At 71.5% G+C, this 24,099-nt stretch carries 26 protein-coding genes, 1 tRNA gene, 1 pseudogene and 1 riboswitch; of the genes and pseudogenes, 19 read left to right on the top strand and 9 right to left on the bottom strand.

Features of this window, described 5'->3' with window-relative positions; translation table 11 throughout:
• Window positions 1-215: 215 nt before the first annotated feature.
• Window positions 216-803, bottom strand: coding sequence for a nicotinamidase (locus TU30_RS23630; RefSeq protein ID WP_042173307.1), 588 nt, complete (start codon window positions 801-803; stop codon window positions 216-218).
• 91 nt (window positions 804-894) lie between these two features.
• Entirely contained in the window at window positions 895-2,247 is a 1,353-nt protein-coding gene (locus TU30_RS23635; RefSeq protein WP_042173309.1) for a nicotinate phosphoribosyltransferase, read from the bottom strand.
• A gap of 119 nt (window positions 2,248-2,366) precedes the next feature.
• On the opposite strand from TU30_RS23635, the gene clpS reads away from it, so the two are divergent.
• The 7 genes from clpS (at window position 2,367) to TU30_RS23665 (ending at window position 7,436) form a co-directional block, all read left to right on the top strand.
• Complete coding sequence (clpS, locus tag TU30_RS23640) at window positions 2,367-2,684, top strand: ATP-dependent Clp protease adapter ClpS (protein WP_042173311.1); 318 nt, start codon at window positions 2,367-2,369, stop codon at window positions 2,682-2,684.
• 98 nt (window positions 2,685-2,782) lie between these two features.
• Window positions 2,783-3,385 (top strand): DUF2017 domain-containing protein, encoded by a 603-nt coding sequence (locus TU30_RS23645; protein WP_042173313.1) that lies wholly within the window; start codon window positions 2,783-2,785, stop codon window positions 3,383-3,385.
• A 362-nt stretch (window positions 3,386-3,747) separates the two neighbouring features.
• Window positions 3,748-5,289 (top strand): sodium:alanine symporter family protein, encoded by a 1,542-nt coding sequence (locus TU30_RS23650; RefSeq protein ID WP_042173315.1) that lies wholly within the window; start codon window positions 3,748-3,750, stop codon window positions 5,287-5,289.
• Window positions 5,290-5,411: 122 nt separating this feature from the next.
• Window positions 5,412-5,834, top strand: a complete 423-nt coding sequence (locus TU30_RS23655) for a Mov34/MPN/PAD-1 family protein (RefSeq protein ID WP_042173317.1) — start codon at window positions 5,412-5,414, stop codon at window positions 5,832-5,834.
• A 130-nt stretch (window positions 5,835-5,964) separates the two neighbouring features.
• Entirely contained in the window at window positions 5,965-6,060 is a 96-nt protein-coding gene (locus tag TU30_RS38375; RefSeq protein WP_323056066.1) for a putative leader peptide, read from the top strand.
• A 132-nt stretch (window positions 6,061-6,192) separates the two neighbouring features.
• The gene (locus TU30_RS23660; RefSeq protein ID WP_042173319.1) at window positions 6,193-6,480 is read left to right on the top strand and encodes a MoaD/ThiS family protein; all 288 of its coding nucleotides are present in this window, start codon (window positions 6,193-6,195) and stop codon (window positions 6,478-6,480) included.
• A 5-nt stretch (window positions 6,481-6,485) separates the two neighbouring features.
• Window positions 6,486-7,436: a PLP-dependent cysteine synthase family protein gene (locus tag TU30_RS23665; RefSeq protein WP_042173321.1), complete on the top strand. Its 951-nt coding sequence runs from the start codon at window positions 6,486-6,488 to the stop codon at window positions 7,434-7,436.
• 136 nt (window positions 7,437-7,572) lie between these two features.
• Here TU30_RS23665 and TU30_RS23670 read toward each other — a convergent pair whose 3' ends face one another.
• The gene (locus TU30_RS23670) at window positions 7,573-8,079 is read right to left on the bottom strand and encodes a type II toxin-antitoxin system PemK/MazF family toxin (RefSeq protein WP_042173323.1); all 507 of its coding nucleotides are present in this window, start codon (window positions 8,077-8,079) and stop codon (window positions 7,573-7,575) included.
• A gap of 202 nt (window positions 8,080-8,281) precedes the next feature.
• Between TU30_RS23670 and TU30_RS23675 the strand changes: the two genes are divergently transcribed.
• Window positions 8,282-9,034, top strand: coding sequence for an MBL fold metallo-hydrolase (locus tag TU30_RS23675; RefSeq protein ID WP_042173325.1), 753 nt, complete (start codon window positions 8,282-8,284; stop codon window positions 9,032-9,034).
• 122 nt (window positions 9,035-9,156) lie between these two features.
• Here TU30_RS23675 and TU30_RS23680 read toward each other — a convergent pair whose 3' ends face one another.
• Both TU30_RS23680 and TU30_RS23685 read right to left on the bottom strand, forming a co-directional pair.
• Window positions 9,157-10,404 (bottom strand): PTS transporter subunit EIIC, encoded by a 1,248-nt coding sequence (locus TU30_RS23680; protein ID WP_042173327.1) that lies wholly within the window; start codon window positions 10,402-10,404, stop codon window positions 9,157-9,159.
• 316 nt (window positions 10,405-10,720) lie between these two features.
• Window positions 10,721-11,183, bottom strand: a pseudogene (locus TU30_RS23685) (PTS lactose transporter subunit IIC); the annotation flags it as partial.
• Window positions 11,184-11,325: 142 nt separating this feature from the next.
• Between TU30_RS23685 and TU30_RS23690 the strand changes: the two are divergent.
• The 4 genes from TU30_RS23690 (at window position 11,326) to rdgB (ending at window position 13,690) form a co-directional block, all read left to right on the top strand.
• Window positions 11,326-11,604 carry a glucose PTS transporter subunit EIIB gene (locus TU30_RS23690; protein ID WP_078878463.1) on the top strand — a complete coding sequence of 93 codons (279 nt, stop codon included), beginning with the start codon at window positions 11,326-11,328 and terminating at the stop codon, window positions 11,602-11,604.
• A gap of 111 nt (window positions 11,605-11,715) precedes the next feature.
• Window positions 11,716-12,453, top strand: coding sequence for a ribonuclease PH (gene rph / locus TU30_RS23695; RefSeq protein WP_042173332.1), 738 nt, complete (start codon window positions 11,716-11,718; stop codon window positions 12,451-12,453).
• Window positions 12,454-12,612: 159 nt separating this feature from the next.
• A complete protein-coding gene (locus TU30_RS23700) occupies window positions 12,613-13,020 on the top strand; it encodes a hypothetical protein (protein WP_042173335.1) in 408 nt (135 codons plus the stop codon).
• A gap of 67 nt (window positions 13,021-13,087) precedes the next feature.
• Window positions 13,088-13,690: an RdgB/HAM1 family non-canonical purine NTP pyrophosphatase gene (gene rdgB, locus TU30_RS23705; RefSeq protein WP_042173337.1), complete on the top strand. Its 603-nt coding sequence runs from the start codon at window positions 13,088-13,090 to the stop codon at window positions 13,688-13,690.
• A gap of 52 nt (window positions 13,691-13,742) precedes the next feature.
• Here the strand turns inward: rdgB and TU30_RS23710 are convergent.
• A tRNA-Leu gene (locus TU30_RS23710) sits at window positions 13,743-13,826 on the bottom strand.
• A gap of 273 nt (window positions 13,827-14,099) precedes the next feature.
• The gene (bcp, locus tag TU30_RS23715) at window positions 14,100-14,567 is read right to left on the bottom strand and encodes a thioredoxin-dependent thiol peroxidase (protein ID WP_042173339.1); all 468 of its coding nucleotides are present in this window, start codon (window positions 14,565-14,567) and stop codon (window positions 14,100-14,102) included.
• 153 nt (window positions 14,568-14,720) lie between these two features.
• Here bcp and TU30_RS23720 point away from each other — a divergent pair, with 153 nt between their 5' ends.
• The 3 genes from TU30_RS23720 (at window position 14,721) to TU30_RS23730 (ending at window position 15,978) form a co-directional block, all read left to right on the top strand.
• Window positions 14,721-15,050, top strand: a complete 330-nt coding sequence (locus TU30_RS23720) for a DUF3618 domain-containing protein (protein WP_042173341.1) — start codon at window positions 14,721-14,723, stop codon at window positions 15,048-15,050.
• Window positions 15,051-15,099: 49 nt separating this feature from the next.
• Complete coding sequence (locus TU30_RS23725; RefSeq protein ID WP_042173343.1) at window positions 15,100-15,459, top strand: co-chaperone GroES; 360 nt, start codon at window positions 15,100-15,102, stop codon at window positions 15,457-15,459.
• A gap of 94 nt (window positions 15,460-15,553) precedes the next feature.
• Window positions 15,554-15,616, top strand: a riboswitch (guanidine-III (ykkC-III) riboswitch).
• Window positions 15,617-15,657: 41 nt separating this feature from the next.
• Entirely contained in the window at window positions 15,658-15,978 is a 321-nt protein-coding gene (locus tag TU30_RS23730; RefSeq protein WP_042173346.1) for a multidrug efflux SMR transporter, read from the top strand.
• Between the two features lie 48 nt (window positions 15,979-16,026).
• On the opposite strand, the gene TU30_RS23735 is transcribed toward TU30_RS23730, so the two are convergent.
• On the bottom strand, window positions 16,027-18,390 hold the full coding sequence (locus tag TU30_RS23735) for a transglycosylase domain-containing protein (protein WP_042173403.1): 2,364 nt from the start codon (window positions 18,388-18,390) through the stop codon (window positions 16,027-16,029).
• Window positions 18,391-18,714: 324 nt separating this feature from the next.
• On the opposite strand from TU30_RS23735, the gene TU30_RS23740 reads away from it, so the two are divergent.
• The 4 genes from TU30_RS23740 (at window position 18,715) to TU30_RS23755 (ending at window position 22,501) form a co-directional block, all read left to right on the top strand.
• Window positions 18,715-19,521 carry an ABC-2 family transporter protein gene (locus TU30_RS23740; protein ID WP_042173348.1) on the top strand — a complete coding sequence of 269 codons (807 nt, stop codon included), beginning with the start codon at window positions 18,715-18,717 and terminating at the stop codon, window positions 19,519-19,521.
• Between the two features lie 13 nt (window positions 19,522-19,534).
• Window positions 19,535-20,392, top strand: a complete 858-nt coding sequence (locus tag TU30_RS23745; protein ID WP_370626702.1) for an ABC transporter permease — start codon at window positions 19,535-19,537, stop codon at window positions 20,390-20,392.
• Between the two features lie 117 nt (window positions 20,393-20,509).
• Window positions 20,510-21,610 (top strand): ATP-binding cassette domain-containing protein, encoded by a 1,101-nt coding sequence (locus TU30_RS23750; RefSeq protein ID WP_234307970.1) that lies wholly within the window; start codon window positions 20,510-20,512, stop codon window positions 21,608-21,610.
• A gap of 33 nt (window positions 21,611-21,643) precedes the next feature.
• Window positions 21,644-22,501 (top strand): DUF1707 domain-containing protein, encoded by an 858-nt coding sequence (locus TU30_RS23755; protein ID WP_042173351.1) that lies wholly within the window; start codon window positions 21,644-21,646, stop codon window positions 22,499-22,501.
• A 78-nt stretch (window positions 22,502-22,579) separates the two neighbouring features.
• Here the strand turns inward: TU30_RS23755 and TU30_RS23760 are convergent, their stop codons facing one another.
• Window positions 22,580-23,965: an SGNH/GDSL hydrolase family protein gene (locus TU30_RS23760; protein ID WP_042173353.1), complete on the bottom strand. Its 1,386-nt coding sequence runs from the start codon at window positions 23,963-23,965 to the stop codon at window positions 22,580-22,582.
• Window positions 23,966-24,099: the final 134 nt, after the last annotated feature.

Here is a 24,099-nt window from a genome sequence, read left to right on the forward strand (position 1 = left end):
CCCGGGGTCTGCCCGGTCCGAGTTCTGCCTGGCCTGGGATCCGTCCGGTCCGGTGTGCTTGACCAGGACCTGTCCGGTCCGGGGCCTGCCCGGGCTGGGATCCGTCCGGGTCGGCTCGCTTGACCGAGTCCTGTTCCGACCGGCGGGTGCCCCGCCGGTCGCCGCCGGCCCGGGGCCCGCCCGACCGGCGCGCGCCCGCTCCGACGGAGGCTCGCCTACTGCACGACCGGCTTCCCCGCGAGCTCCACGCCCGCCCCGCGCAGCTCCTCGAGCGCCCGTTCGGTGGTCTGGGCCGCCACGCCCGCGGTGAGGTCCAGCAGGACCTGGGTGCGGAAGCCCTCGCGGGCCGCGTCCAGGGCGGTCGCCCGGACGCAGTGGTCGGTGGCGATGCCCACCACGTCCACCTCGTCGATCTCCCGGGCGCGCAGCCAGTCGGCCAGCGGCACGCCGTTCTCCTCGGCCCCCTCGAAGCCGCTGTACGCCGCCGAGTACGCCCCCTTGTCGAAGACGGCGTCGACCGCGCCGGAGGCGACCGCGGGGGCGAAGTTCGGGTGGAAGCCGACGCCCTCCGTCCCGGCGACGCAGTGCGCGGGCCAGGAGTGGACGAAGTCGGGGTCGTCGGCGAAGTGACCGCCGGGGGCGATGTGGTGGTCGCGGGTGGCCACCACGTGCTGGTACCCGGCCGGTACCCGTGCGACCAGCTCGGTGATGGCGGCGGCCACGTCCGCGCCGCCGGACACGGCGAGACTGCCCCCCTCGCAGAAGTCGTTCTGCACGTCAACGACGATCAAGGCGCGGCGCATGGTCGGATTCCTTCGGCTGGAGGTCGGTCGAGGGGGCGGACGGAGGGCGAGGGGTGGACGGGGGACGAGGGGCGGGTTCCCGGGACAGCCGTCAGCTACCCGAGTCCAGGTGCAGGTACTCCGTCGGAATGACGGGTTCCCCGCGGGACAGCTGGGTCGCGGACAGCGGCAGGCCGGCGCGGGCCGCCGCGTGCCGTGCGCGGAGCCGGTCCAGAGGCTCGCGCGCGGTCGCGGTCACCTCGCCGCCCTTGACCAGCTCCACCAGCAGCTGCCGGTCGGCCAGCTCCTCGGGTATCCGCCCGGTGCCGACCACCTCGGCCTCGGCGACGCCGTGCCCGTCCAGCCGCCGCGCGGCCCACTTGCGGCCGCCGATGGACGTCTTGCCTCCGGAGGACCGTTTCGCCACGGGCTCCAGCGGCGCCCCGGCGTCGGCCGACCGGGCGCGGGCGACCAGCTTGTAGACCATGGAGGCCGTCGGGTGCCCGGAGCCGGTCACCAGCTGGGTGCCGACGCCGTACGCGTCCACCGGCGCGGCGGCCAGTGAGGCGATGGCGTACTCGTCGAGGTCCGAGGTCACGGTGATCTTCGTGCCGGTGGCGCCCAGCTCGTCCAGCTGCCGGCGCACCCGGTGCGCGACCAGCAGCAGGTCGCCGGAGTCGATCCGGACCGAGCCCAGGGACGGGCCGGCGAGCTCGACGGCCGTACGGACGGCCTCGGTCACGTCGTAGGTGTCCACCAGGAGCGTCGTACCGGCGCCGAGGGAGTCCACCTGCGCGCGGAAGGCGTCCCGCTCGCTGTCGTGCACCAGGGTGAAGGCGTGGGCGGAGGTGCCCACGGTCGGGATGGCGTAGCGGAACCCGGCCGCCAGGTCGGAGGTGGAGGTGAAGCCGCCCACGTAGGCGGCCCGGGAGGAGGCCACCGCGGCCAGCTCGTGGGTGCGCCGGGCGCCCATCTCGATCAGCGGCCGGTCCCCGGCGGCCGACGCCATCCGGGAGGCCGCCGCGGCGATCGCCGAGTCGTGGTTGAGGATCGACAGGATCACCGTCTCCAGCAGCACGCACTCCGCGAAGCTGCCCTCGACCCGCATGATCGGCGAGCCCGGGAAGTACACCTCGCCCTCCGGGTAGCCCCAGATGTCCCCGGAGAAGCGGTAGTCCGCCAGCCAGTCGAGGGTCGGCCCGTCGACGACGTTCTTCTCGCGCAGGAAGTCGAGGACGGGGCCCTCGAAACGGAAGTTCTCCACCGCGTCCAGGACCCTTCCGGTGCCGGCCACGACGCCGTAGCGGCGGCCCTCCGGCAGGCGCCGGGTGAAGACCTCGAAGACGCTGCGCCGTTCGGCGGTGCCGCCGTTCAGGGCGGCCTGCAGCATCGTCAGCTCGTAGTGGTCGGTGAAGAGGGCCGTCGACGGCACCGTCACCGGCAGCCCAAGGTCCGCTGTGTTCATACGACGGATGCTACCCCCTTTTCGTCCTTCTGACGATTTTGGTTCCGGTCTCCGGTCCGCGGGGTCCGGCAGGGGTCCGCGCGGGCCGGTTTGTACTCCCGGCCCCTTCCGGTGGCAGCATGGGCAGTGTGACGTCACCCGCACCCCTGGAGATCGAACGCACCGAGCCGGCGGAAGAGGCTTTCGCCGTGCCCGAGCCCGACGTCCCCTGGATCACCCTCGTCCACAACGACCCGGTCAACCTCATGAGCTACGTGACGTACGTCTTCCAGACGTACTTCGGCTACTCCAAGGAGAAGGCCACCAGGCTCATGCTCGATGTCCACCACAAGGGCCGGGCGGTCGTCTCCAGCGGCACCCGCGAGGAAATGGAACGCGACGTCCAGGCCATGCACGGCTACGGCCTGTGGGCCACGCTCCAGCAGGACCGGAAGTAGCCCGCCGCCCGGCCCGGGAGCGACCCGTCGGCCGGACCGGAAGCAGCCCGCCCATGACCCGCCCCCGCCCGCAGGACCGGAAGTAGCGAATCGCCTCCATGTCAGGACACTTCGAACCGCTCCCCGGCGGCGGCGCGTCCGTCGCCCTCGACGACGTCGAGATCTCCATCATCCGCTCCCTGGCCGTACAGCTCATGGAGCTGATCGGCCCCGGCCCGGCCGCACAGGCGCCCGACGACCCGCTCGCCGAACTCTTCGCCGAGGGCCCGAGCGAACCGCCCTCCGACCCCGTGCTGCGCCGCCTCTTCCCGGACGCCTACGGCGGCCCCGACGCGTCCGCCCCGGCCGAGGACGCCGAGCAACGGCGGGCGCACTCCGCGGAGTTCCGCCGCTTCACCGAGAACGACCTGCGGGCCGGCAAGCGCGAGAACGCCCTCGCGGTGATCCGCTCCCTGGACGGGCTCGCCGCGGCCGGCGGGGGAGGGGCGGTGCTCGAGCTCTCCGCCGAGGAGTCCCGGCAGTGGCTCGGCGCGCTGAACGACCTGCGGCTGGCGATCGGTTCCCGGCTGCAGATCGACGACGAGGACGACACCGACCTCCTCTTCCACCTCCCGGACGAGGATCCGCGCAAGCCCATGGTGATGGCCTACCTGTGGCTCGGAGGGCTCCAGGAAACCCTGGTATCGACCCTGATGCCGTAAACCCGCGGTCATGCCGTAGCGGCGTGCCGAATGTCCGGACACATCCGCTGATCCGTTCGCTCAGGGGATCCTCAAATCCGGATAACGATCCTGTCACCGACCCTTCTGTTTACTGCCTTCGGGCGACCTGGTGTGACGTGCGTCACTCAACTATGCGTAAACGGCGTGGTAAAACCTGGCAACTCGCTTGCGGCGCCGACTCGCCGTGACCGGGGGAAGCCGCTGTGATCGGGAAGCCGGTTGCTGCCGGTGCTCCGTCGCCGAACGGACGACGACGTCCGTCCATGCCGCAGGTCATGTGCCGGACGTCGTGCCGCTCTGCTGCGCCACGTCAGCACATCCCCACCCCTTGAGGTAGTTCGATGTCACTCGACTCCATCACCACATCCATCGACGACGCAGTCGGCGATTTCTTCGATCCCGTCGCGACCACGGCCGCCGACATCGTCTTCTACACGGTCCCCGTCGGTGGCACCGACCTTCCGCTCATCGTCGCCTGGCTGGTGATCGCGGGCCTGGTCTTCACCGGCTGGTTCGGCCTGGTCCAGGTGCGCAAGTTCAAGCTCGCCATCGACGTCGTACGCGGCAAGTACGACGAGGACGGCTCGCCCGGTGAGGTCAACCACTTCCAGGCGCTGACCGCGGCCGTCTCCGGCACCGTCGGCCTCGGCAACATCGCCGGTGTCGCCGTCGCCGTCTCCATCGGCGGCCCCGGCGCCACCTTCTGGATGATCCTCTGCGGCCTGCTCGGCATGGCGACCAAGTTCGTCGAGGTCACCCTCGGCGTGAAGTACCGCGAGCAGCACCCCGACGGCACCGTCTCCGGCGGGCCCATGCACTACCTGCCCAAGGGTCTCGCCGAGCGCTTCGGCAGCGGCGGCGCCGTGCTCGGCAAGGTCCTCGCCGTGCTCGCCTCGGTCATGATCCTCTTCTTCGGCCTCTTCGGCGGCAACCTGTTCCAGACCAACCAGAGCTACGCCCAGATCTCCTCGACCTTCGGCGGCGAGGACGGCTTCCTGGCCTCCTCCGCGGGCGCCGTGCTGTTCGGTCTGGTCGTCGCCGCCCTGGTCGGCCTCGTGCTGCTCGGCGGCATCCGCTCCATCGCCTCGGTCACCAGCCGGCTGGTCCCGGCGATGGCCGTCATGTACCTCGTCGCCTGCCTGGTCGTCATCCTGACCAACGTCACCGCGGTGCCCGACGCGATCGGGACCGTCTTCCAGGGTGCCTTCGAGGCCGAAGGCGTGGCGGGCGGTGTGATCGGTGCCCTGATCGTCGGCTTCCAGCGGGCCGCCTTCTCCAACGAGGCCGGCCTCGGCTCCGCCCCGATCGCCCACTCCGCGGTCAAGACCAAGCACCCCGCGAGCGAGGGCCTGGTCGCCCTCCTCGAGCCCTTCATCGACACGGTCGTCGTCTGCACCATGACCGCGCTCACCATCGTCATCGCCAACCCCGCCAGCTGGGGCGAGGCCCGCGAGGGCGAGAGCATCGGCGGCGTCACCATCACCTCCGACGCCTTCGAGACCGTCCTGCCCTGGTTCCCGAACCTGCTGACGGTCGCGGTGCTGCTGTTCGCCTTCTCCACGATCCTGACCTGGGGCTACTACGGCCTCAAGGCCTGGGCGTACCTCTTCGGCCGGAGCAAGGTCAGCGAGATCACCTTCAAGGCGGTGTGGAGCCTGTTCGTGATCGCCGGCTCCCTGCTCTCCCTCGACTCCCTGATCAGCCTCGCCGACTCGGCGCTCTTCCTGCTCTCCGTGTTCAACATCATCGGCCTCTACCTGCTGGCCCCCGTGGTCAAGCGGGAGCTGAACTCCTTCCTGGAGTACGTCAAGGTCCGCAAGGCCGGACAGGCCGGGGGCCCGGCGCCCAACGCGGGCGAGACGGAGACCGCGAAGGCCCTCTGACTCCCGAGGCCACCGGCCGGAGACCTCTGGCCGTCCGGCCGGTGACCCGCAGGTGTCCGGCATCCGGGCCGCTCCGTACCACCCCTCGGTACGGAGCGGCCCGTCTGCTTATCCTGAGCCCCATGCTGACCATCACCCAGGAGCTGTACGACCGGATCGTCGCCCACGCGCGCGAGGACCACCCCGACGAGGCGTGCGGCGTGGTGGCGGGCCCGGCGGGCTCCGGCCGCCCCGAGCGTTTCGTGCCCATGCTGAACGCGGCCCGCTCACCCACGTTCTACGAGTTCGACTCGAAGGACCTGCTCAAGCTCTACCGCGAGATGGACGACAACGACGAGGAGCCGGTGATCGTCTACCACTCGCACACCGCGACCGAGGCCCGCCCCTCCCGCACCGACGTCTCCCTCGCGAGCGAGCCCGGCGCCCACTACGTCCTGGTCTCCACCGCCGACACCGACGGCCTCGGCGACTTCCAGTTCCGTTCCTTCAGGATCGTGGACGGCGAGGTCACGGAGGAGGAGGTCGAGGTCGTCGAGGCGTACTGAGCCGTGCCGGACCCCGCGCGAGCACCGCGAACCGGGCCCCGACCGGCCTCTTCCCACATACCGGTCGCCCGTCTTCCGGAGTGTGAGACGGCACTCGGATCCGGCTGTCGGGAATCGATACGATGACCCCATGGTTCTCCATGACGTGAGCGACAAGACGCCGGGCAAGCTGCTCGTGGCGCGGCTGCACGTCGACCTGTGCCGACTCGCCAGCGCCATCTGTTGACCTCGAGCCTCCCGCCGCAGGGCCCGTGAGCCCCGGCGGCACCACCTCGCACGTACGCGCACGCACACCCACGCACCGCCCGCGCCGTCGCGCGCCCACCGACAGACGACATCACCGAAGGAGCCCTCCGCCATGGCCATCGAGGTCCGGATCCCGACCATCCTCCGCCAGTACACCGACGGCCAGAAGGCGGTGGAGGGCGCCGGGAACACCCTCACCGAGCTCTTCGCCGACCTCGAGACCCGGCACGCCGGCATCCGGGCCCGTCTCGTCGACGACGCCAACGGCGACCAGCTGCGCCGCTTCGTCAACGTGTACCTCAACGACGAGGACGTCCGTTTCCTCGACGGCATCAACACCAAGCTGACCGACGGCGACAGCGTCACGATCCTGCCGGCCGTGGCCGGCGGCATGGCCTGATCCGGATGCGCTACGACTCGCCGCTGGCCGCGGTCGGCAACACCCCGCTGGTGCGCCTGCCGCGGCTCTCGCCCTCGGCCGACGTCCGCGTCTGGGCGAAGCTCGAGGACCGCAACCCGACCGGTTCGATCAAGGACCGTCCGGCCCTGTTCATGATCGAGCAGGCGGAGAAGGAGGGCCGGCTCACCCCGGGCTGCACCATTCTGGAGCCGACGTCCGGCAACACCGGCATCTCCCTGGCCATGGCCGCCAAGCTCAAGGGCTACCGCATGGTGTGCGTGATGCCCGAGAACACCTCGCAGGAACGCCGGGACCTGCTGTCCATGTGGGGCGCGGAGATCATCTCCTCCCCGGCCGCCGGCGGCTCCAACACCGCCGTACGGGTCGCCAAGGAGATCGGCGCCGAGCACCCCGACTGGGTGATGCTCTACCAGTACGGCAACCCGGACAACGCGGGCGCCCACTACGCCACCACCGGCCCGGAGATCCTCGCCGACCTGCCCTCGATCACGCACTTCGTGGCCGGCCTCGGCACCACCGGCACCCTCATGGGCGTCGGCCGCTACCTGCGCGAGCACAAGCCGGACGTACGGATCGTCGCCGCCGAACCCCGCTACGACGACCTCGTCTACGGGCTGCGCAACCTCGACGAGGGCTTCGTCCCCGAGCTGTACGACGCCTCCGTCCTCACCACCCGCTTCTCCGTCGGCTCCGCCGACGCCGTCACCCGCACCCGTGAACTCCTCCAGCAGGAAGGCATCTTCGCCGGTGTCTCCACCGGGGCCGCCCTGCACGCCGCGATCGGCGTCGCGAACAAGGCGCTCAAGGCGGGGGAGAGCGCCGACGTCGTCTTCGTCGTCGCCGACGGCGGCTGGAAGTACCTGTCGACCGGCGTGTACACCGCCGCCACGACGGAGGAGGCCATCGAAACGCTCCAGGGCCAGCTCTGGGCGTGACACGACAGCACCAGACGCACCAAGCGCACCAAGCGCACCAGGCGCGGTGCGAAGGGGCCGGGGATCCACCCCGGCCCCTTCGCCGTTCCCTCCGGTGCTCCCGTTCCGCGGGCGCGTCCCGCCTTCGCCGCCGCGCTCACCCCGCCAGGTGCCGGACCCGGTCCCACACCGCCGGGTCCACGACCCCCACCCGGCGCCGGAACTCCCGCACCGGAACCTCGCGCAGCTCGTCCGTCTCCAGGAAACTCGCCCGCCCCCGGGAGTCCCCCACGGACCCCTCGGGCAGCGGGATCACCCCGGCGCGGCCCTCCCGGAAACGGGTCGTGATCTTCGCGACGGTCGCCCGCTCCCCGCGCACCGCCAGCACCAGACACGGCCGGTCCTTCGACGCCCCGTCCCCCGGCGGCACCCCGTTCCCCGCCCGCGTTCCGTTCCCCGCCCGCGGCGCGTCCTCGTAGGGCACGTCGGCCCACCAGATCTCCGCGGGCCGCGGCCGCCCGCCCCTCCCGTCCGTCACCGTCCCCGGCCCGGCCGGCGCGCTCCGGACGCGGGACCGGTGCCCCCGGCCCCATCCGTCCACGAGCGCGGCGACCAGCGCGAGCAGGACCACCGCGACGAGTGCGAGCCACCACGACGTGTTCATGGCCCGACGGTACCGGCGCGGCCCGCACCCGTGCGCCCTCCCGCACGCCCTCCGTGCCCCGCTTCCAGCCGAACCGGTGACAGCACAGGTGAGTTCTCCCACAACCGCCCCTGGCGGAGGAGCGACCGAAGGTTTTGCGCCTTACGCTCGACGCACCGCACGACCCCCGTTTTCACTCCCCGCCAGCGGAGGTTTCTGCTTCATGAAGCTCACCGTCGTCGGCTGCTCGGGGTCGTTCCCGTCCGCGGAGTCGGCCTGCTCGAGCTACCTCGTCGAGGCCGACGGCTTCCGGCTGCTCCTCGACATGGGCAACGGTGCCCTGGGCGAGTTGCAGCGCCACTGCGGTCTCTACGACCTCGACGCGATCTTCCTCAGCCATCTGCACGCCGACCACTGCATCGACATGTGCGCGTACTTCGTGGCGCGCTACTACCGCTACGACGGGGGCCGCTGCGACCCGATCCCGGTCTACGGACCCGAGGGCACCGAGCACCGGCTGACCACCGCCTACGCGGACACCCCCTCGGCCTCCTCCATGAGCGAGGTCTTCGACTTCCACACGGTCAAGCCCTCCACCTTCGGGCTCGGCCCGTTCGTCGTGCACACCGAACGCGTCGCGCACCCGGTGGAGGCGTACGCCATCCGGCTCGAGCACGCAGGCACGTCGCTGACGTACTCCGGCGACACCGGAGTGAGCCCGGCGCTCGACGAACTCGCCCACGACACCGACCTGTTCCTGTGCGAGGCCGCGTTCACCGACGGCAAGGAGAACATTCCCGACCTGCATCTCAACGGCCGCGAGGCGGGTGAGACGGCGGCCCGCGCCCGTGCCCGCCGGCTGGTCCTCACCCACATCGCCCCGTGGACCGACCCGCAGGTCAACCTCGCCGACGCCCGCACGGCCTACGACGGTCCGGTGGAACTGGCGGCGCCCGGCGCGACGTACGTGGTCTGATCCCCGTGCCCCGCCCCCCTGCCGCGCCCCCGTACCGCACGCGCCGAGGCCCCGCAGCCGTCGAGGACGACGGCTGCGGGGCCTCGGTCACGCCGCTGTCGCCGTGCGGCGACGGGGACCGCTCACGCCTTGGTGGTGTCCTCGACCTCCTCCTCGGGCTCACGGCCCGGGGTCGGCAGGTCGAACTTGACGATGGCGAAGCGGAAGAGCGCGTAGTAGATCGCCGCGAACACCAGACCGATCGGGATGATCAGCCACGGCCTGGTCGCCAGGTTCCAGTTGAGCCCGTAGTCGATGGCGCCCGCCGAGAAGGTGAAGCCCGCGTGCACCCCGAGCGCCCAGGTGACCGCCATGGACAGGGCGGTGAGCACCGCGTGGATCACGTACAGCGCCGGGGCGATGAACATGAACGCGAACTCGATCGGCTCGGTCACACCGGTCACGAAGGATGTCAGCGCCAGGGAGACCATCATGCCCATCACGGCCTTGCGGCGCTCCGGGCGGGCGGCGTGCGCGATGGCGATCGCGGCGGCCGGCAGACCGAACATCATGATCGGGAAGAAGCCCGACATGAACATTCCGGCGTCCGGGTCACCCGCGAAGAAGCGGTTCAGGTCGCCGTGCACGACCTCGCCCGCCGCGTTGGTGAAGTCACCGATCTGGAACCAGGAGACGGTGTTCACGAACTGGTGCATGCCGATCGGGATCAGCGCGCGGTTGATCAGACCGAACAGACCCGCGCCCACCGCGCCGAGGCCGGTGATCCACTCGCCGACCGCCGAGATGCCGTCACCGATCGGTTCCCACACCAGGCCGAAGAAGACACCCATCGCGGTGCCGACGAACGCCATGATGATCGGCACGAGCCGGCGTCCGTTGAAGAAGCCGAGCCAGTCCACCAGCTTCTTGCGGTGGTAGCGCTGCCACAGCACCGCCGCCAGCAGACCCATCAGGATGCCGCCGAGGACACCGGGGTTGTTGTAGGTCGCGGCTATGTCCGCGCCGTCCTGGACCTTCGCCTCGGTGACGGGGAACGCCTTCAGGACGTTGCTGTAGACCAGGAAGCCGACCAGGGCGGCGAGCGCCGTGGAACCGTCCGCCTTCCTGGCGAAGCCGATGGCCACACCGATGCAGAACAGCATCGGCAGGTTGTCGAAGATGGCGCCACCGGCCGTGGCGAACACCGCTGTGACCTTGTCGGGCAGGTTCAGCTTCTCCTGGATGTCGGCCTGGCCGAGCCGCAGCAGGATGCCCGCCGCCGGCAGGACGGCGATCGGGAGCTGCAGGCTGCGACCGACCTTTTGCAGGCCCTGGAACAGGCCGGATCCCCGCTTCTTCGCGGGAGCCGCCGAGGCGGTGGCGGAGCTCATACTTCCTCCATCGTGGTGGTCTACACCACCCAGTGGTGTAGACCTGTTGTAGCACGATGAAGGCCGTGTAAGGAACCCGCGAATTCCGCGACCGGAGCACTACGCCCCGTACCCGTGATCCGGGGGTGCGCCCGAAGGCCCGAACCGCCGGTACCGGTCAGGCCTTGGTGGTGTCCTCCACCTCCACCTCCTCCGGTTCCCGGCCCGGAGTCCCCGGACCGAACCTCGTGATCGCGAACCGGAAGACCACGTAGTGCACCACCGCGAAGCACAGCCCGATCGGGACGATCAGTCACGGCCTGGTCGCCAGGTTCCAGGGGATGACGTGGTCGATCGCCGTCACCGTCCCGTCCGCCCCTCCCGGCACCCGACGCGGGCGACCGCCTCCGAACCCTCCGGGCGGTCCCGCGGGAACTGGCGCAGCACGTTGTAGTGGACGAGGAACCCCGCCACCGCCGCCAGCGCCGTCGACCCGTCCGCCTTCTTCGCCACGCCGATGACCGCACACCCACGCAGAACAGCGGCGGCGGCCCCGGCGAACCGTCGAGCAGCGCGCCCCCCGCCCCCACCATCACCCCGGAGGCGTCCGTCCAGCCGAGCCCGTCCTCCCCGAACACGTCCGGCCGGCCCAGCCGGTTGAGGGCGCCCGCCGCCGGCAGCACCGCGATCGGCAGCCGCAGACCGCGGCCCGTCTTCTGCAGCCCCTGGAAGAAGCGGTGCCGGCGTTCCCGCGGAGGGCCGGCCGAAGGCTCGGCACCGGCGGGACTCCGCGTACTCATCCGGCCCCCCTCACTGGCAGACGTCCACGACGGGGTTTGTCGACGGTCCCCCCGGTGGTGTAGACCAGCTGGGGGCGGTCCCGCTGTCGTGACGCCATCCTCCGGCACCGACGGCACGACCGCTCGCGAAGATGGGCCAACTGTGGGTTACTGCGACCAAAGCGGTTCGGATCAGGGAGAAGCGAACATGGCCACCAAGGCTGAGAAGATCGTCGCCGGACTCGGCGGCATCGACAACATCGAAGAGATCGAAGGCTGCATCACCCGCCTCCGCACCGAAGTCGTCGACCCCGCCAAGGTCGACGACGCCGCTCTGAAGGCCGCGGGCGCCCACGGAGTCGTCAAGATGGGCACCGCCATCCAGGTCGTCATCGGCACCGACGCCGACCCCCTCGCAGCCGACATCGAGGACATGATGTGACAGCCGCGCAGCTGTGACAGCCGGAACTCCCGGCCCCCGGGGCCCCTTTCCCGGCGGCAGCAGCCCGCCGCACGGGAAAGGGGCCCCTCCCGTGCGACTAGGCTCGACGCCATGTCTCGAAACGACGGCCGCACCCCCGAACAACTCCGCCCGGTCACCATCGAACGCGGCTGGAGCAAGCACGCCGAAGGCTCCGTCCTCGTCTCCTTCGGCGACACCAAGGTCCTGTGCACCGCCTCCGTCACCGAAGGCGTCCCCCGCTGGCGCAAGGGCAGCGGCGAGGGCTGGGTGACCGCCGAGTACTCGATGCTCCCCCGCGCCACCCACACCCGCGGCGACCGCGAAGCCGTCCGAGGCCGCATCGGCGGACGCACCCACGAGATCAGCCGCCTCATCGGCCGGTCCCTGCGCGCCGTCATCGACTACAAGCAACTCGGCGAGAACACCGTCGTCCTCGACTGCGACGTCCTCCAGGCCGACGGCGGCACCCGCACCGCAGCCATCACCGGCGCCTACGTCGCCCTCGCCGACGCCATCAACTGGTCCAGGGACAACAAGCTCATCCGCGCCAGCCGCCAGCCCCTCACCGGCACCGTCAGCGCCGTCTCCGTCGGCATCGTCGACGGCACCCCCCTCCTCGACCTCTGCTATGAGGAGGACGTCCGCGCCGACACCGACATGAACGTCGTCTGCACCGGCGACGGCCGCTTCGTCGAAGTCCAGGGCACCGCCGAGGCCCAGCCCTTCGACCGGACCGAACTGAACGCACTCCTCGACCTCGCCGTCACCGGCTGCGCCGAACTGACTACCGCACAGCGCACCGCACTTGATAGCGTCCTCGAAAGGTAAAAGACGCACCAAGGGCGTGGCCGACGCGGGCAACCGCGCCGGCCACCCCCGCGTCTGCAGGAGTACGGACGTACGGATCGACTCGGCTCCGCCCGACTCGCCCCCGGGCGCCCGGTCAGCGAGGAGGGCCGTCCCGGCCCCACGAGGGAAGGACCGTCCATGGCCGCGAGCCGCCGACGCCGCCGCACCACCACCACCACCGTCGCCGCCACACTGGCCGCCGTCGCACTCACCGCCGGACTCACCACCGGCTGCAGCGCCGTCGACAAGGCACTCGACTGCGTCCGCACCGCCGACGCCATCGCCGACAGCGTCACCGAACTCCAGCAGGCCGTCGACAACGCCTCCAACGACGCCACCCAGCTCGAGGAGTCCCTCGACTCCATCGACCAGAACCTCGGCGAGATAGGCGACCAGACCGACAACGCCGACGTCGGCAAGGCCGTCGACGACCTCGACAAGGCCGTCGGCAACGTCCGCACCTCCATCGACAACGGCGACCCCACCCCCGACATCAGCCCGGTCACCGACGCCGCCGGCGAACTGACCAAGGTCTGCACGCCGTAGGACCCGCCGCGGGGCCCGTGGGAAGCACCCGGCGGGGACGGCCGTGGGGCCCGGAATACTGGACCCCATGACCCGCCTGATCCTCGCCACCCGCAACGCCGGAAAGATCACCGAACTCCGGTCGATCCTCGCCGAAGCCGCACTGCCCCACGAACTCGTCGGCGCCGACGCCTACCCCGACGTCCCCGACGTCAGGGAAACCGGCACCACCTTCGCCGAGAACGCCCTCCTCAAGGCCCACGCCCTCGCCCGCGCCACCGGCCATCCCGCCGTCGCCGACGACTCCGGCCTCTGCGTCGACGTCCTCGGCGGCGCCCCCGGCATCTTCTCCGCCCGCTGGGCCGGCCGCCACGGCGACGACCGGGCCAACCTCGACCTGCTCCTGGCCCAGCTCTCCGACATCGCCGACCCCCACCGCGGCGCCCACTTCGCCTGCGCCGCCGCCCTCGCCCTCCCCGACGGCACACAGCGCGTCGTCGAAGGCCGACTGAGGGGCACCCTGCGCCACACCCCCACCGGCACGAACGGCTTCGGCTACGACCCGGTCCTCCAGCCGGAGAACGAGATCCGCACCTGCGCGGAGCTCTCCCCGGCGGAGAAGAACGCCATCAGCCACCGCGGCAAGGCCTTCCGGGCGTTGGTGCCGGCGGTGCGGGAGCTGCTGGGCTGAGCCCACAGGGCAACGGCCTGCGCGTCATCCTTCGATTCGCAGGCCGTTAATGTGCGGCGGAAGGGATTCGAACCCTCAAGCCCGATCAAGGGCCACAGATCCTAAGTCTGCCGCGTCGCCGTTGCGCCACCGCCGCTGGTGCCTGCCATGGTACCGGGGGTCGTGCATTGCCTGGCGCCTCCCCTGCACCACGCGCTGGTGACCGCATGGCAGTTGGGGCAGGGCAAGCGCAGGTTCTCGTCCAGTCGCTCCTTCGTGTACGCACTGGTTCCCGTCGAATCCCCTCCGTTCCCGGCCACCCGTTCGTGGTCTCGTACGGAGTGACGAACCGTTTGTCGGACGGTCGCGCACGACATGCGGAACGGCCCTTACCGGGGCGTGGGTGAGGGCCGTTCGCAGGTGCCGTGTCTCAGACGCCCAGGTCCCTGATGATCTTGGCCACGTGGCCCGTCGCCTTGACGTTGTAGAGGGCGCGTTCGACCGTGCCCTTCTCGTCGACGACGACCGTGGAGCGGATCACGCCGACGACCGTCCTGCCGTACAGCTTCTTCTCGCCGAAGGCGCCGTACGCCTCCAGGGCCTGCTTGTCGGGGTCGGCGAGGAGGGTGACCTTCAGGGACTCCTGCTCGCGGAACCTGGCGAGCTTCTCGGGCTTGTCGGGGGAGATGCCGACGACGTCGTAGCCCGCGCCGGCCAGCAGGTCCAGGTTGTCGGTGAAGTCGCAGGCCTGCTTGGTGCAGCCGGGGGTGAGGGCCGCCGGGTAGAAGTAGACGATGACCTTGCGGCCCTTGTAGTCGGCCAGGGACACCTCGGTGCCGTCCGCGTCGGGCAGGGTGAAGGCGGGGGCCACGTCTCCGGGCTCGAGGCGTTCGCTCATCGGTCTGGTCTCCTCTTGCGTACACGCTGGGGGGATCGGATGCCGGGATCGAGGGTATCCGGGTGCCCTGGCCGTGCGGTGCGGCGCGAAGCTGACAGACTGTCCGGCACAGGCACGGCTTTTGTGGTTTCAGCGGATTTCGGAGGCGACACGGTGGCGGACACGGCGGACACCAGGACCCCGGCGCAGATCGAGGCGGACATCAGTCGCCGTCGTGCGGTGCTGGCCGAGACCCTGGACGAGATCGGTGTGCGGGTGCATCCGAAGACGATCGTCGGGGACGCGAAGGCCAGGGTCGCGTCCAACGTCGACCACACGCTCGGCAGGGCGTACGTCGGTGTCAATCGGGTGGTGAGCGACGTCAAGGCGCAGTTCGTGGACGTGAACGGGTCGCCGCGGCTCGAGCGGGTCGTGCCGGCCGCGGTCCTGGTGGTGGGTGTGGTGGGGCTGCTGGCCCTGGGGTCCCGTCGGCGCGGGCGCTGATCCGGACCCGATCGCGTACGTCCGTGGTGAAGGCAGGTAGGTTTCAGGCGTGAGCGCCAAGAAGAACGAGCACGACCCCCGGCACGACGACAAGCTGCCCATCCGGATGCTGCACGACCGCGTACTCGTGCGGCAGGACGCGAGCGAGGGCGAGCGGCGGTCCGGGGGCGGCATCCTGATTCCCGCGACGGCGGCGGTCGGCCGTCGGCTGGCCTGGGCCGAGGTCGTCGCGGTGGGACAGAACGTCCGGACGGTGGAGGCGGGGGACCGGGTGCTGTACGACCCGGAGGACCGCGCGGAGGTCGAGGTGCGGGGCACCGCGTACGTGCTCATGCGCGAGCGTGATCTGCACGCGGTGGCCGCGGACCGGTTCGAGGGGTCGGAGGACTCGACGGGCCTGTACCTGTAGCTCTGTGGGCCGGTGGGCCGGTAGAGCTGTGCGGAAGGGCTGGTGACCACGGTCACCAGCCCTTCCGGCCGTCCTGGCCGGGGATCTAGAGTGGACGGACCCGACACCGGGCCCCGACGAGACGCGCCGTACCGGGGTGAGGCAAAGACGACGCACTCCCGTTCCGATACGTCGAGTGGTGTCCCGGAGGTGCCTGTCGTGGCGTGGGTCCTGTTGGTCGTGGCCGGTCTGCTCGAGGTGGGCTGGGCGATCGGGATGAAGTACACCGAGGGGTTCACCCGGCTGGCGCCCAGCCTGTTCACCGGCGCCGGCATCGTGGCGAGCATGGTGCTGCTGTCGTACGCGGCGAAGACGCTCCCGATCGGTACGGCGTACGGCGTGTGGGTGGGGATCGGTGCCGCCGGGGCGGCGGTGCTGGGCATGGCGGTGCTGGGGGAGCCGGTGACCGCCGCCCGGGTCTTCTTCGTGTGCCTGCTGGTGGTCGCGGTGGTGGGGCTGAAGGCGACGTCGGGGCACTGAGCCCCGCCGGTGCGGGAGCCGGGCGGTGCGGTCAGTCGCGCGGTGCGGTCAGTCGTCGCGGGGGCGGGGGATGAATCCGGTGAGGCCGCCGCGGTCGCCCGTGCCGGTGTCCTCGCCGGTTCCGCCCGCCCCGCCGGTTTCTCCGGGTCCGTCGCCGTCCGTGTCGCCCGTGGTGCCGGTCGGCCCGCCCGTGGTGCCGCCGGTCTGCCCGGTTCCGCCGTCCGTGCCGCCGCCGGCCGTGGTGTCGCCGTTGGTGCCGTCGCTCGTCGCGCCTCCCGTGCTGTTCCCGTTCTCGCCGGTGCCGTCGCCCGGGCTGAGGCTCGCGCTCCCGTCCGGTCCGGGGGTCCTGGACGTGCCGTCGCCCGGGGCGGCGGAGGGGAGGGAGCTGGAGTCGGCGGTCGGTGGCGCGGTCCGTTCGGCGCCGGCCTGCAGGTCGAGGTCGAAGTCGCTGACGGGTTCGCCCTCCAGCGCGTCCCGGGTGAACTGGGCCCAGATCTCGGCGGGTGCCCCGCCCCCGTTGACGCGCGGCATGCCCATCGCGCCGTACAGCTTCTCCTGTGCGGCGGTGTCCGGGTTCTGGCCCATGACCGCGACGACGGTGACGAGTTCGGGGGTGTAGCCGGCGAACCAGGCGGCCTTGTCCTCCTCCGCGGTGCCGGTCTTGCCGGCGGCGGGGCGGCCCGCGGCGAGCGCGGCGGCCGCGGTGCCGTTCTGGACGACGCCGCGCAGGACGGCGGTGGTGGTGTCGGCGGCTTCGCGGCTGACGGCCCGGCGGGTCTTCCGTTCGGGCAGCGGCACCGTCTCCTTCCCGTCCTTGGTGATCTTCTCGATCAGGACGGGGTCGCCGTGCACGCCGTGGTTGGCGAGGGTCGCGTACGCCTCGGCCATGTCCAGGGTGCTGGCGGTGGCGACGCCGAGGGCGATGGACGGGGAGGGGGTCAGTTCGGGTGTGGTGGAGGGGATGCCGAGGCCGATGGCGGTCTGCTGGACCTTGTCGGAGCCGACGTCGACCGCCATCTGGGCGTAGACGGCGTTGACGGACTTGTCGGTGGCCTCGCGGACGGTGATGCGGCCGTACGACCGGTCGTCCTCGTTGGCCGGGGCGTAGCGGCCGCCGGGCCAGCCCTCGACGGGCCGTTTGTTGGTGCCGTCGTAGACGGTGTTCGGGGTGATGGGGCGGCCGCCCTGGGTGCTGGAGCCGTTCTCGACGGCCGAGGCGAACACGAACGGCTTGAAGATGGAGCCGACCTGGTAATCCCTGCGGGTGGCGTTGGGGGTGTACTGCTTGACGTAGTCGATGCCGTTGTACATCGCGCGGACCTTGCCGGTCCTCGGTTCGACGGCGGTGCCGCCGGCGCGGACGTACGTGTCGACCTCGCGTTCCTCCGGGTCGAGCCGGTCCATCAGGTTGTCGTTGACGGAGTCGACGAAGGCGTCCTGCTTGTCCTTCTGCAGGGTGGTGGTGATGCGGTAGCCGCCGGCGTCGAGTTCCTCCTCGCCGACGATCCCGTTCCCGGTCAGGTGGTCCTTCATGATCTGCACGATGTAGCCGCGCTGGCCCGACATGCCGGTGGAGTTGGTGTTCCCCCTGGGGGCGGGGAACACCAGCCCGGCCCGCTCGGCCGCGTCCAGCCAGCCCTTCTCGACCATGCCGTCCAGGACGTAGTTCCAGCGGGACTCGGCGGCCGGCCGGTTCTCCGGGTGGGCGACGACGTCGTACTGGCTGGGGGCGTTGACCAGGGCGGCGAGGTAGGCGGCGCGGCCGGCGTCGAGGTCCTGCGCGTCCACGCCGTAGTAGGCGTGGGCGGCGGCCTGGATGCCGTAGGCGTTGCGGCCGAAGTAGCTGGTGTTGAGGTAGCCCTCGAGGATCTTGTCCTTGCTCTGCTCGCGGTCCAGCTTGATGGCGATGAAGAACTCCTTCACCTTGCGGGTGACGGTCTGCTCCTGCCGCAGGTAGTAGTTCTTCACGTACTGCTGGGTGATGGTGGAGCCGGACTGCTTGCCCTTGCCGGTGGCGGTGTTCCAGGCGGCGCGGATCATGGCCTGGGGGTCGACGGCGGACTCGGTGTAGAAGTCACGGTCCTCGGCGGCGAGGACGGCGTGCTGCGCGTCCTCGGAGATCCGGCCGAGGCCGACGTTCTCCCGGTTGACCTCGCCGTCCCGGGCGATGACGGAGCCGTCGGCGTAGAGGTAGACGTTGGCCTGTTTGGTCGCGAGGGCGTTGGCGGGCGGGATCTGCACGAGGGTGTAGCCGAGGAGGAAGACGCCGAGGAGCAGGAGTGCGCCGAGGAGGAGGGCGCTGAGCGTCATCCGCCAGGTGGGGACGGCCCGGCGCCATCCGGTGCGCCCGCGCCTGGGCTCTCGGGGGCCCCGGCCCCGGCCGGACTGCTGTGGCTGCGGCTCGTCGCTCATCTCGTGCACGGACTCCTGTTTCGCCTTGTTCCTGCCGGTACGACCAGTACAGCCGATACAGCCGTAACGGTCGGTACGCGTGATGCGTGCGTGTACGCGTCGTGCGTCCCCTTGTAGAAGACTGTCGCATCCGGTGAACCGTTCCTGTCGGCGGCGCGTGTCGGTCCGCCGTACGGCATCTCCCCCTCATGGCCCCGAAGCGCCGGAAAATGCCTGGCAGCGCGTCGGCCGCCGGTACTAGGTTCGTGCGCTCGGGCGTCTTCGACGGCGTCGGACGAGTACGCCGGGCGGGTGCGCCGGGCGGGGCGAGGACCGGAGGCGGTGGTGGGGGGAGGCACGACCCGGCTGTACACGGCGGTCGCGGCGGGCGGTTTCCGGCGGTACGCGACCTATCGGGCGGCGACGGCGGCCGGGGTGTTCACCAACACCGTCTTCGGCCTGATCCTCGTGTACACGTACCTGGCGCTGTGGAACGAGCGGCCGGACCTCGGCGGCTACGGGCAGGCGCAGGCGGTCACGTACGTGTGGCTGGGGCAGGCGCTCTACGCGACGCTGGCCGTTCAGGGCGGCGGCTTCGAGATCGAGCTGATGGAGCGGATCCGTACGGGTGCCGTCGCGATCGACCTGTACCGGCCCGCCGACCTGCAGGGATGGTGGCTGGCGCAGGATCTGGGCCGCTCGGTGTTCCAGCTGCTGGGGCGGGGCGTGGTCCCCTTCCTGTTCGGGGTGGCGGTCTTCCCCGTGGAGCTGCCGGACGCTCCGCTGACCTGGGCCGCCTTCCTGGCGGCGGTGCTGCTGGCGATGGTGGTCAGTTTCGCGATCCGCTATCTGGTGGCGCTGAGCGCGTTCTGGCTGCTGGACGGTACGGGGGCGATGCAGATGCTGATGATCGTGGGGATGTTCTGTTCGGGCATGGTGCTGCCGCTGAACGTCTTCCCGGGCGTGTTCGGCGAGGTCGTACGGATGCTGCCCTGGGCGGCGCTGCTCCAGGGGCCGGCCGACGTCCTGATGGGGGAGGCGAGCGTGCTGCGGGTCTTCGCCCTTCAGGGCGCATGGGCGGTGGCGCTGCTGGCGGCGGGACGGCTGCTGCAGACGGCGGCGACCCGGCGGGTGGTGGTCCAGGGTGGCTGAGGGCGGCGGGCGGATCGGAGGATTCGATTCCGTTTCTGGTGCCGGGCGGCTCGGCAGGTGGTCCGGGGCGGCGCGGGGGGTGCGCGCGTACGGGCTGATCGCGGGCATGTGGATCCGCTCGACCATGGTGTACCGGACGTCGTTCGTACTGACGACCGTCGGCGGTGTCGCGGTGACCGGCCTTGACTTCGTCGCCATCGCGCTGATGTTCTCGCACGTCGACGTGCTGGCCGGCCACACTCTGGCCGAGGTGGCCTTCCTGTACGGCCTGTCCATCGTGCCGTTCGGCCTCGCGGATCTGGCGCTGGGCTCGATGGACCGGCTGGGGCGCCGGGTGCGGGACGGCACGCTCGACACGCTGCTGGTGCGGCCGGTGCCGGTGCTCGCGCAGGTCGCCGCGGACCGCTTCGCCCTGCGCCGCGTGGGGCGCCTGCTGCAGGGGCTGGTGGTCCTCGGCTGGGCGCTCGCCGCGCTCGACGTGGACTGGACGGTCCCGAAGCTGCTGCTGATGCCGGTGACGGTGGTCAGCGGCGCGGCGATCTTCTGCGCGGTGTTCGTGGGGGGCGCGGCCTTCCAGTTCGTGGCGCAGGACGCGTCCGAGGTGCAGAACGCGTTCACCTACGGCGGTCAGACCATGCTGCAGTATCCGCCGGTGCTGTTCGCGCAGGAACTGGTGCGCGGGGTGACGTTCGTGCTGCCGCTCGCCTTCGTCAACTGGATCCCCGCGTCCTATGTGTTGGGGCGGCCGTATCCGCTGGACCTGCCCGGGTGGGCGGCGTTCGCGGCACCGGCCGTGGCGGCGGTGTGCTGCGCGGCGGCCGGGTGGGCGTGGCGGGCGGGGCTGCGTTCGTATCGGAGTACAGGGAGTTAGCGGACCGTGGGCAACGACAGCGCGTACGACGAGGGCGAAGGCGGCGACGGGAGCCGGGACGGCGGTGGCGGAGGCCGCGAGGACGGCTGCGGCGGGAGCCGTGAGGACCGGGAGTTCATCCTTCTCGACCGGGTCGAGAAGGTCTTCGACGTGCGGAAGAAGACCGGGTTCATGAAGCGGGAGCGGCGGCGGGTGCGGGCCGTGGACTCGCTCTCGTTCTCCGTGGCCCGCGGTGAGATGGTCGGCTACATCGGGCCGAACGGCGCGGGCAAGTCGACCACGATCAAGATGCTGACCGGGATCCTCACCCCGAGCGGCGGCCGGCTGCGGGTGGCCGGCATCGACCCCACCCGGGAGCGGATGCGGCTGGCGCACCGCATCGGGGTGGTGTTCGGGCAGCGGACGACGCTGTGGTGGGATCTGCCGCTGCTCGACTCGTACCGGCTGATGCACCGCATGTACCGGATTCCCGACGCCCGTTACCGCGCGAACCTGGACCGGCTCGTCGAACTCCTCGACCTGGGCGACCTGCTGGACACCCCGGTACGGCAGCTCTCTCTGGGGCAGCGGATGCGCGGCGACATCGCTGCGGCGCTGCTGCACGACCCGGAGGTGCTGTACCTGGACGAGCCGACCATCGGTCTGGACGTCGTCTCCAAGACCAAGGTGCGGGACTTCCTGCGGGAGCTGAACGCCGAGCGGGCCACGACGGTGCTGCTGACCACGCACGACCTGCAGGACATCGAGCAGTTGTGCTCGCGGGTGATGGTCATCGACCACGGCCGCCTGGTGTACGACGGTGCGCTCGCCGGCCTGCACCGGGCGGGGGAGAGCGAACGGACGCTGGTGGTGGACCTGGAACGGGAGGTGCCGCCGATCGACGTGCCGGCGCCCGCGCGGGTGGTGCGGGTGGAGGGGCCGCGGCAGTGGCTGGCGTTCCCGGCGGCGCAGTCGGCGGCCCCGCTGGTGGCGCGGATCGCGGCGGAGTACCCGCTGGTGGACCTTTCGGTGCGGGAGCCGGACATCGAGGCCGTGATCGCGAAGATGTACGCGGAGCGGGCGGACCGGGGGCACCGGGCGGACCGGGGGCACCGGGCGGACCGGGGACATCAGGATGATCAGGCGGGCCAGGGGCGCCAGGTGGACCAGGCGGAGGAGGCCGTCGGGGGCACCTCGCCCGACGCCCGGGACGAGGGCGCGGGGCGGGTGGTCTCGTAGCCCTCGGCCGGGGGACCTCGTAGGCTGCCGTGTATGACCGACGACGCAGTTCCGGACCTCCGTGCCTCCGACGCCGACCGCGAGCGGGTCGCCGCCGTTCTGCGGGACGCCGTCGCCGAGGGGCGTCTGGACATGGAGGAGTTCGAGGAGCGGCTGGACGCGACGTACAGGGCGCGGACCTACCGGGAACTCGAACCGATCACCCGCGACCTGCCCGCCCCCGGGGTGTCCGCCCCCGTCGTCGACCTGACCAAGTCCCCCGAGCCGGGCGGCGACTGGGCGAGCCGGGTGGGCGTCGGCGGTGACGCGCCGTCGACGTGGGCCGTCGCCGTGATGTCGGGGTTCCAGCGCAAGGGCCGGTGGACGGCGCCGCGGAGGTTCAACTGCTTCGCCTTCTGGGGCGGCGGCGAGATCGATCTGCGCGAGGCGGACTTCGCGGACCGCGAGGTCGTGATCAACGCGGTCGCGATCATGGGCGGCGTCAACGTCGTCGTCCCGCCGGGTGTCGAGGTCGTCGTCCGCGGCATCGGCATCATGGGCGGCTTCGACCACCGTGAGGAGGGCGTGCCGGGCGACCCGGGCGCCCCGCGCGTGGTCCTCTCGGGCTTCGCCTTCTGGGGCGGCGTCGGCGTCGAGCGTAAGCTGCCCCGGGCGGAGAAGCAGCGGCTCCGGGAGGAGCGCCGCCGCGAGAAGCTGGAGCGCAAGGCGAACGGCCGCGGGAATCCGGCGGGCGGCGACGCGGACCGCCGTGAACTGGACGCCTCCTCGTCCGGCCAGGCCTCCCCCGGCTTCGGCCACGGCGGCCTGGGCCACGGTTCCCTCGGCTTCGACTCCCTGCACGGCCGCCGGGCCGAGGAACAGGGCGACCGCCGCCGCGACCGGGACCGCTGACGCGACCGGAGCAGGGCGAGGGAGAGCAGGGCGGGGCAGGGCGGAGGGGGGCCGGGCCGGGGAGCGGCCGGCCGCCCCCTACAACTCCGCCGGCGCCCCGCCCGACAGGTCGTCCAGGTCGAGGACCTCGGCCATCCGGGTGTACCCCCGGTCGCTCGGGTGCAGGTGGTCGCCCGAGTCGTAGACGGGGCGCAGCCGGCGCGGGTCGTACGGGTCGCGCAGGGCCCGGTCGAAGTCGACGACGGCGTCGAAGACGTGCCCCGCGCGGATCTCCCCGTTGATCTCCTGCCGTACGCCCTCGCGCGCGTCGGTGTGGCCGCGGTGGCCGCCGAACGGCATCAGGGTCGAGCCGACGACCTTCAGCCCGCGGGCGTGGGCGCGGTCCACGAGTGTCCCGAGCCCGCCGACGATCGCGTCCGGGTCGGCGAGGCCCGGGTCGCGCAGGATGTCGTTGACGCCGAGGAGGACGACGACGGCCTTGACGTTCGTACGGCCGAGGACGTCGCGGTCGAAGCGGTTCAGGGCGCTGGTGTTCTCCGCGGGGCGGCCGAGGCCGTCGGCGAGGATCCGGTTGCCGCTGATGCCCTCGTTGACGACGCTGTAGCGCGGTACGTCCCGGCCGGCCGCGGCCGCCTCGCGCAGCCGGTCGGACAGGATGTCCGGCCAGCGGTTGTTGGCGCCGGTGGTGGAGGTGCTGCCGTCGGTGAGCGAGTCGCCGAGGGCGACCACGGTGCCCTGCGCGTCCTTGCTCAGCACGTCCAGCGCGGTCAGGTAGCGCCAGTAGGCGCTCTCCTCCGTGTACACGGTGCCGGCCGCGTCCCGGGTGTGCTCGCCGACGGCGGCGTACGAGGTCTGGCGCGCGTACGTGTGGCGGGTGACCGGCCCGGAGCCGGTGGGGGAGTACGTGGTGACCAGCACGTCCCCGTCGGACGGGACGGTGATGCGTACGGCGTCGCTCACCACCTGGCCGCCGGGCGGGACGACGACGGCGGCCTGGCCGCGGAAGGTGACCTGCCGCATCGTGTCGGCGAGTGCCGCGGCGCCGCCCCGGCCCGCGGACAGGGCGATCGAGGCGTGGCTGATGGTGAGCGGGGACTGCCCGTAGAGGTTGGACAGGGTGATCCGGGCGGCGGTGCCGCCGACGCCGGTGTGCACGACGTTGCGCAACGAGCGGTCCGCGAGGCCGGTCATCTCGGTGCCGGGCTCGCCACCGACCGGGGAGGCCGCCCAGGAGGAGACCCAGGTGCCGGTGGAGGCCGGTGCGGCCGGGTTCGGGCGGCCGTCGCGGCCGCCGGCGAGGGTGTCACGGTCCCCCGTGCCGTCGCCGTACAGGCCGGACGCCGGCCCGGACACCCCGACGTACAGGGCGGCGGACACTGCCACGATCGCGGCGATCACCGCGGCGAGCAGGGCGCGGTACTTCGTGGGAGACGCTTCCGCGCCCCCGTCACGTCCCCCGGTCATGCTGTTTCTGTTCTCCTCGGACGATCGGAGCCCGGGGCTCCGTACGGATGAGCCCATGATGCGTCATGGACGGGTGACGGTCCGACAGGACCTCACCAGGAACCCGCCGGGGTGCCCCGGCATCTCCCCGGCAT

Source organism: Streptomyces sp. NBRC 110035, assembly GCF_000829695.1.
GTDB lineage: Bacteria > Actinomycetota > Actinomycetes > Streptomycetales > Streptomycetaceae > Streptomyces.

What these genes read in the sequence shown, in the direction of transcription:
- TU30_RS23635 (WP_042173309.1), bottom strand. Translation starts at nt 2,247, where the DNA reads ATGAACACAGCGGACCTTGGGCTGCCGGTGACGGTGCCGTCGACGGCC.
- TU30_RS23680 (WP_042173327.1), bottom strand. Translation starts at nt 10,404, where the DNA reads ATGAGCTCCGCCACCGCCTCGGCGGCTCCCGCGAAGAAGCGGGGATCC.
- bcp (WP_042173339.1), bottom strand. Translation starts at nt 14,567, where the DNA reads ATGAGCGAACGCCTCGAGCCCGGAGACGTGGCCCCCGCCTTCACCCTG.
- TU30_RS23760 (WP_042173353.1), bottom strand. Translation starts at nt 23,965, where the DNA reads ATGACCGGGGGACGTGACGGGGGCGCGGAAGCGTCTCCCACGAAGTAC.
- rdgB (WP_042173337.1), top strand. Translation starts at nt 13,088, where the DNA reads ATGACCCGCCTGATCCTCGCCACCCGCAACGCCGGAAAGATCACCGAA.
- TU30_RS23670 (WP_042173323.1), bottom strand. Translation starts at nt 8,079, where the DNA reads ATGAACACGTCGTGGTGGCTCGCACTCGTCGCGGTGGTCCTGCTCGCG.
- TU30_RS23650 (WP_042173315.1), top strand. Translation starts at nt 3,748, where the DNA reads ATGTCACTCGACTCCATCACCACATCCATCGACGACGCAGTCGGCGAT.
- TU30_RS23665 (WP_042173321.1), top strand. Translation starts at nt 6,486, where the DNA reads ATGCGCTACGACTCGCCGCTGGCCGCGGTCGGCAACACCCCGCTGGTG.
- TU30_RS23655 (WP_042173317.1), top strand. Translation starts at nt 5,412, where the DNA reads ATGCTGACCATCACCCAGGAGCTGTACGACCGGATCGTCGCCCACGCG.
- TU30_RS38375 (WP_323056066.1), top strand. Translation starts at nt 5,965, where the DNA reads ATGGTTCTCCATGACGTGAGCGACAAGACGCCGGGCAAGCTGCTCGTG.
- TU30_RS23645 (WP_042173313.1), top strand. Translation starts at nt 2,783, where the DNA reads ATGTCAGGACACTTCGAACCGCTCCCCGGCGGCGGCGCGTCCGTCGCC.
- TU30_RS23735 (WP_042173403.1), bottom strand. Translation starts at nt 18,390, where the DNA reads ATGAGCGACGAGCCGCAGCCACAGCAGTCCGGCCGGGGCCGGGGCCCC.
- TU30_RS23700 (WP_042173335.1), top strand. Translation starts at nt 12,613, where the DNA reads ATGGCCGCGAGCCGCCGACGCCGCCGCACCACCACCACCACCGTCGCC.
- rph (WP_042173332.1), top strand. Translation starts at nt 11,716, where the DNA reads ATGTCTCGAAACGACGGCCGCACCCCCGAACAACTCCGCCCGGTCACC.
- TU30_RS23630 (WP_042173307.1), bottom strand. Translation starts at nt 803, where the DNA reads ATGCGCCGCGCCTTGATCGTCGTTGACGTGCAGAACGACTTCTGCGAG.
- TU30_RS23675 (WP_042173325.1), top strand. Translation starts at nt 8,282, where the DNA reads ATGAAGCTCACCGTCGTCGGCTGCTCGGGGTCGTTCCCGTCCGCGGAG.
- TU30_RS23755 (WP_042173351.1), top strand. Translation starts at nt 21,644, where the DNA reads ATGACCGACGACGCAGTTCCGGACCTCCGTGCCTCCGACGCCGACCGC.
- clpS (WP_042173311.1), top strand. Translation starts at nt 2,367, where the DNA reads ATGGGCAGTGTGACGTCACCCGCACCCCTGGAGATCGAACGCACCGAG.
- TU30_RS23660 (WP_042173319.1), top strand. Translation starts at nt 6,193, where the DNA reads ATGGCCATCGAGGTCCGGATCCCGACCATCCTCCGCCAGTACACCGAC.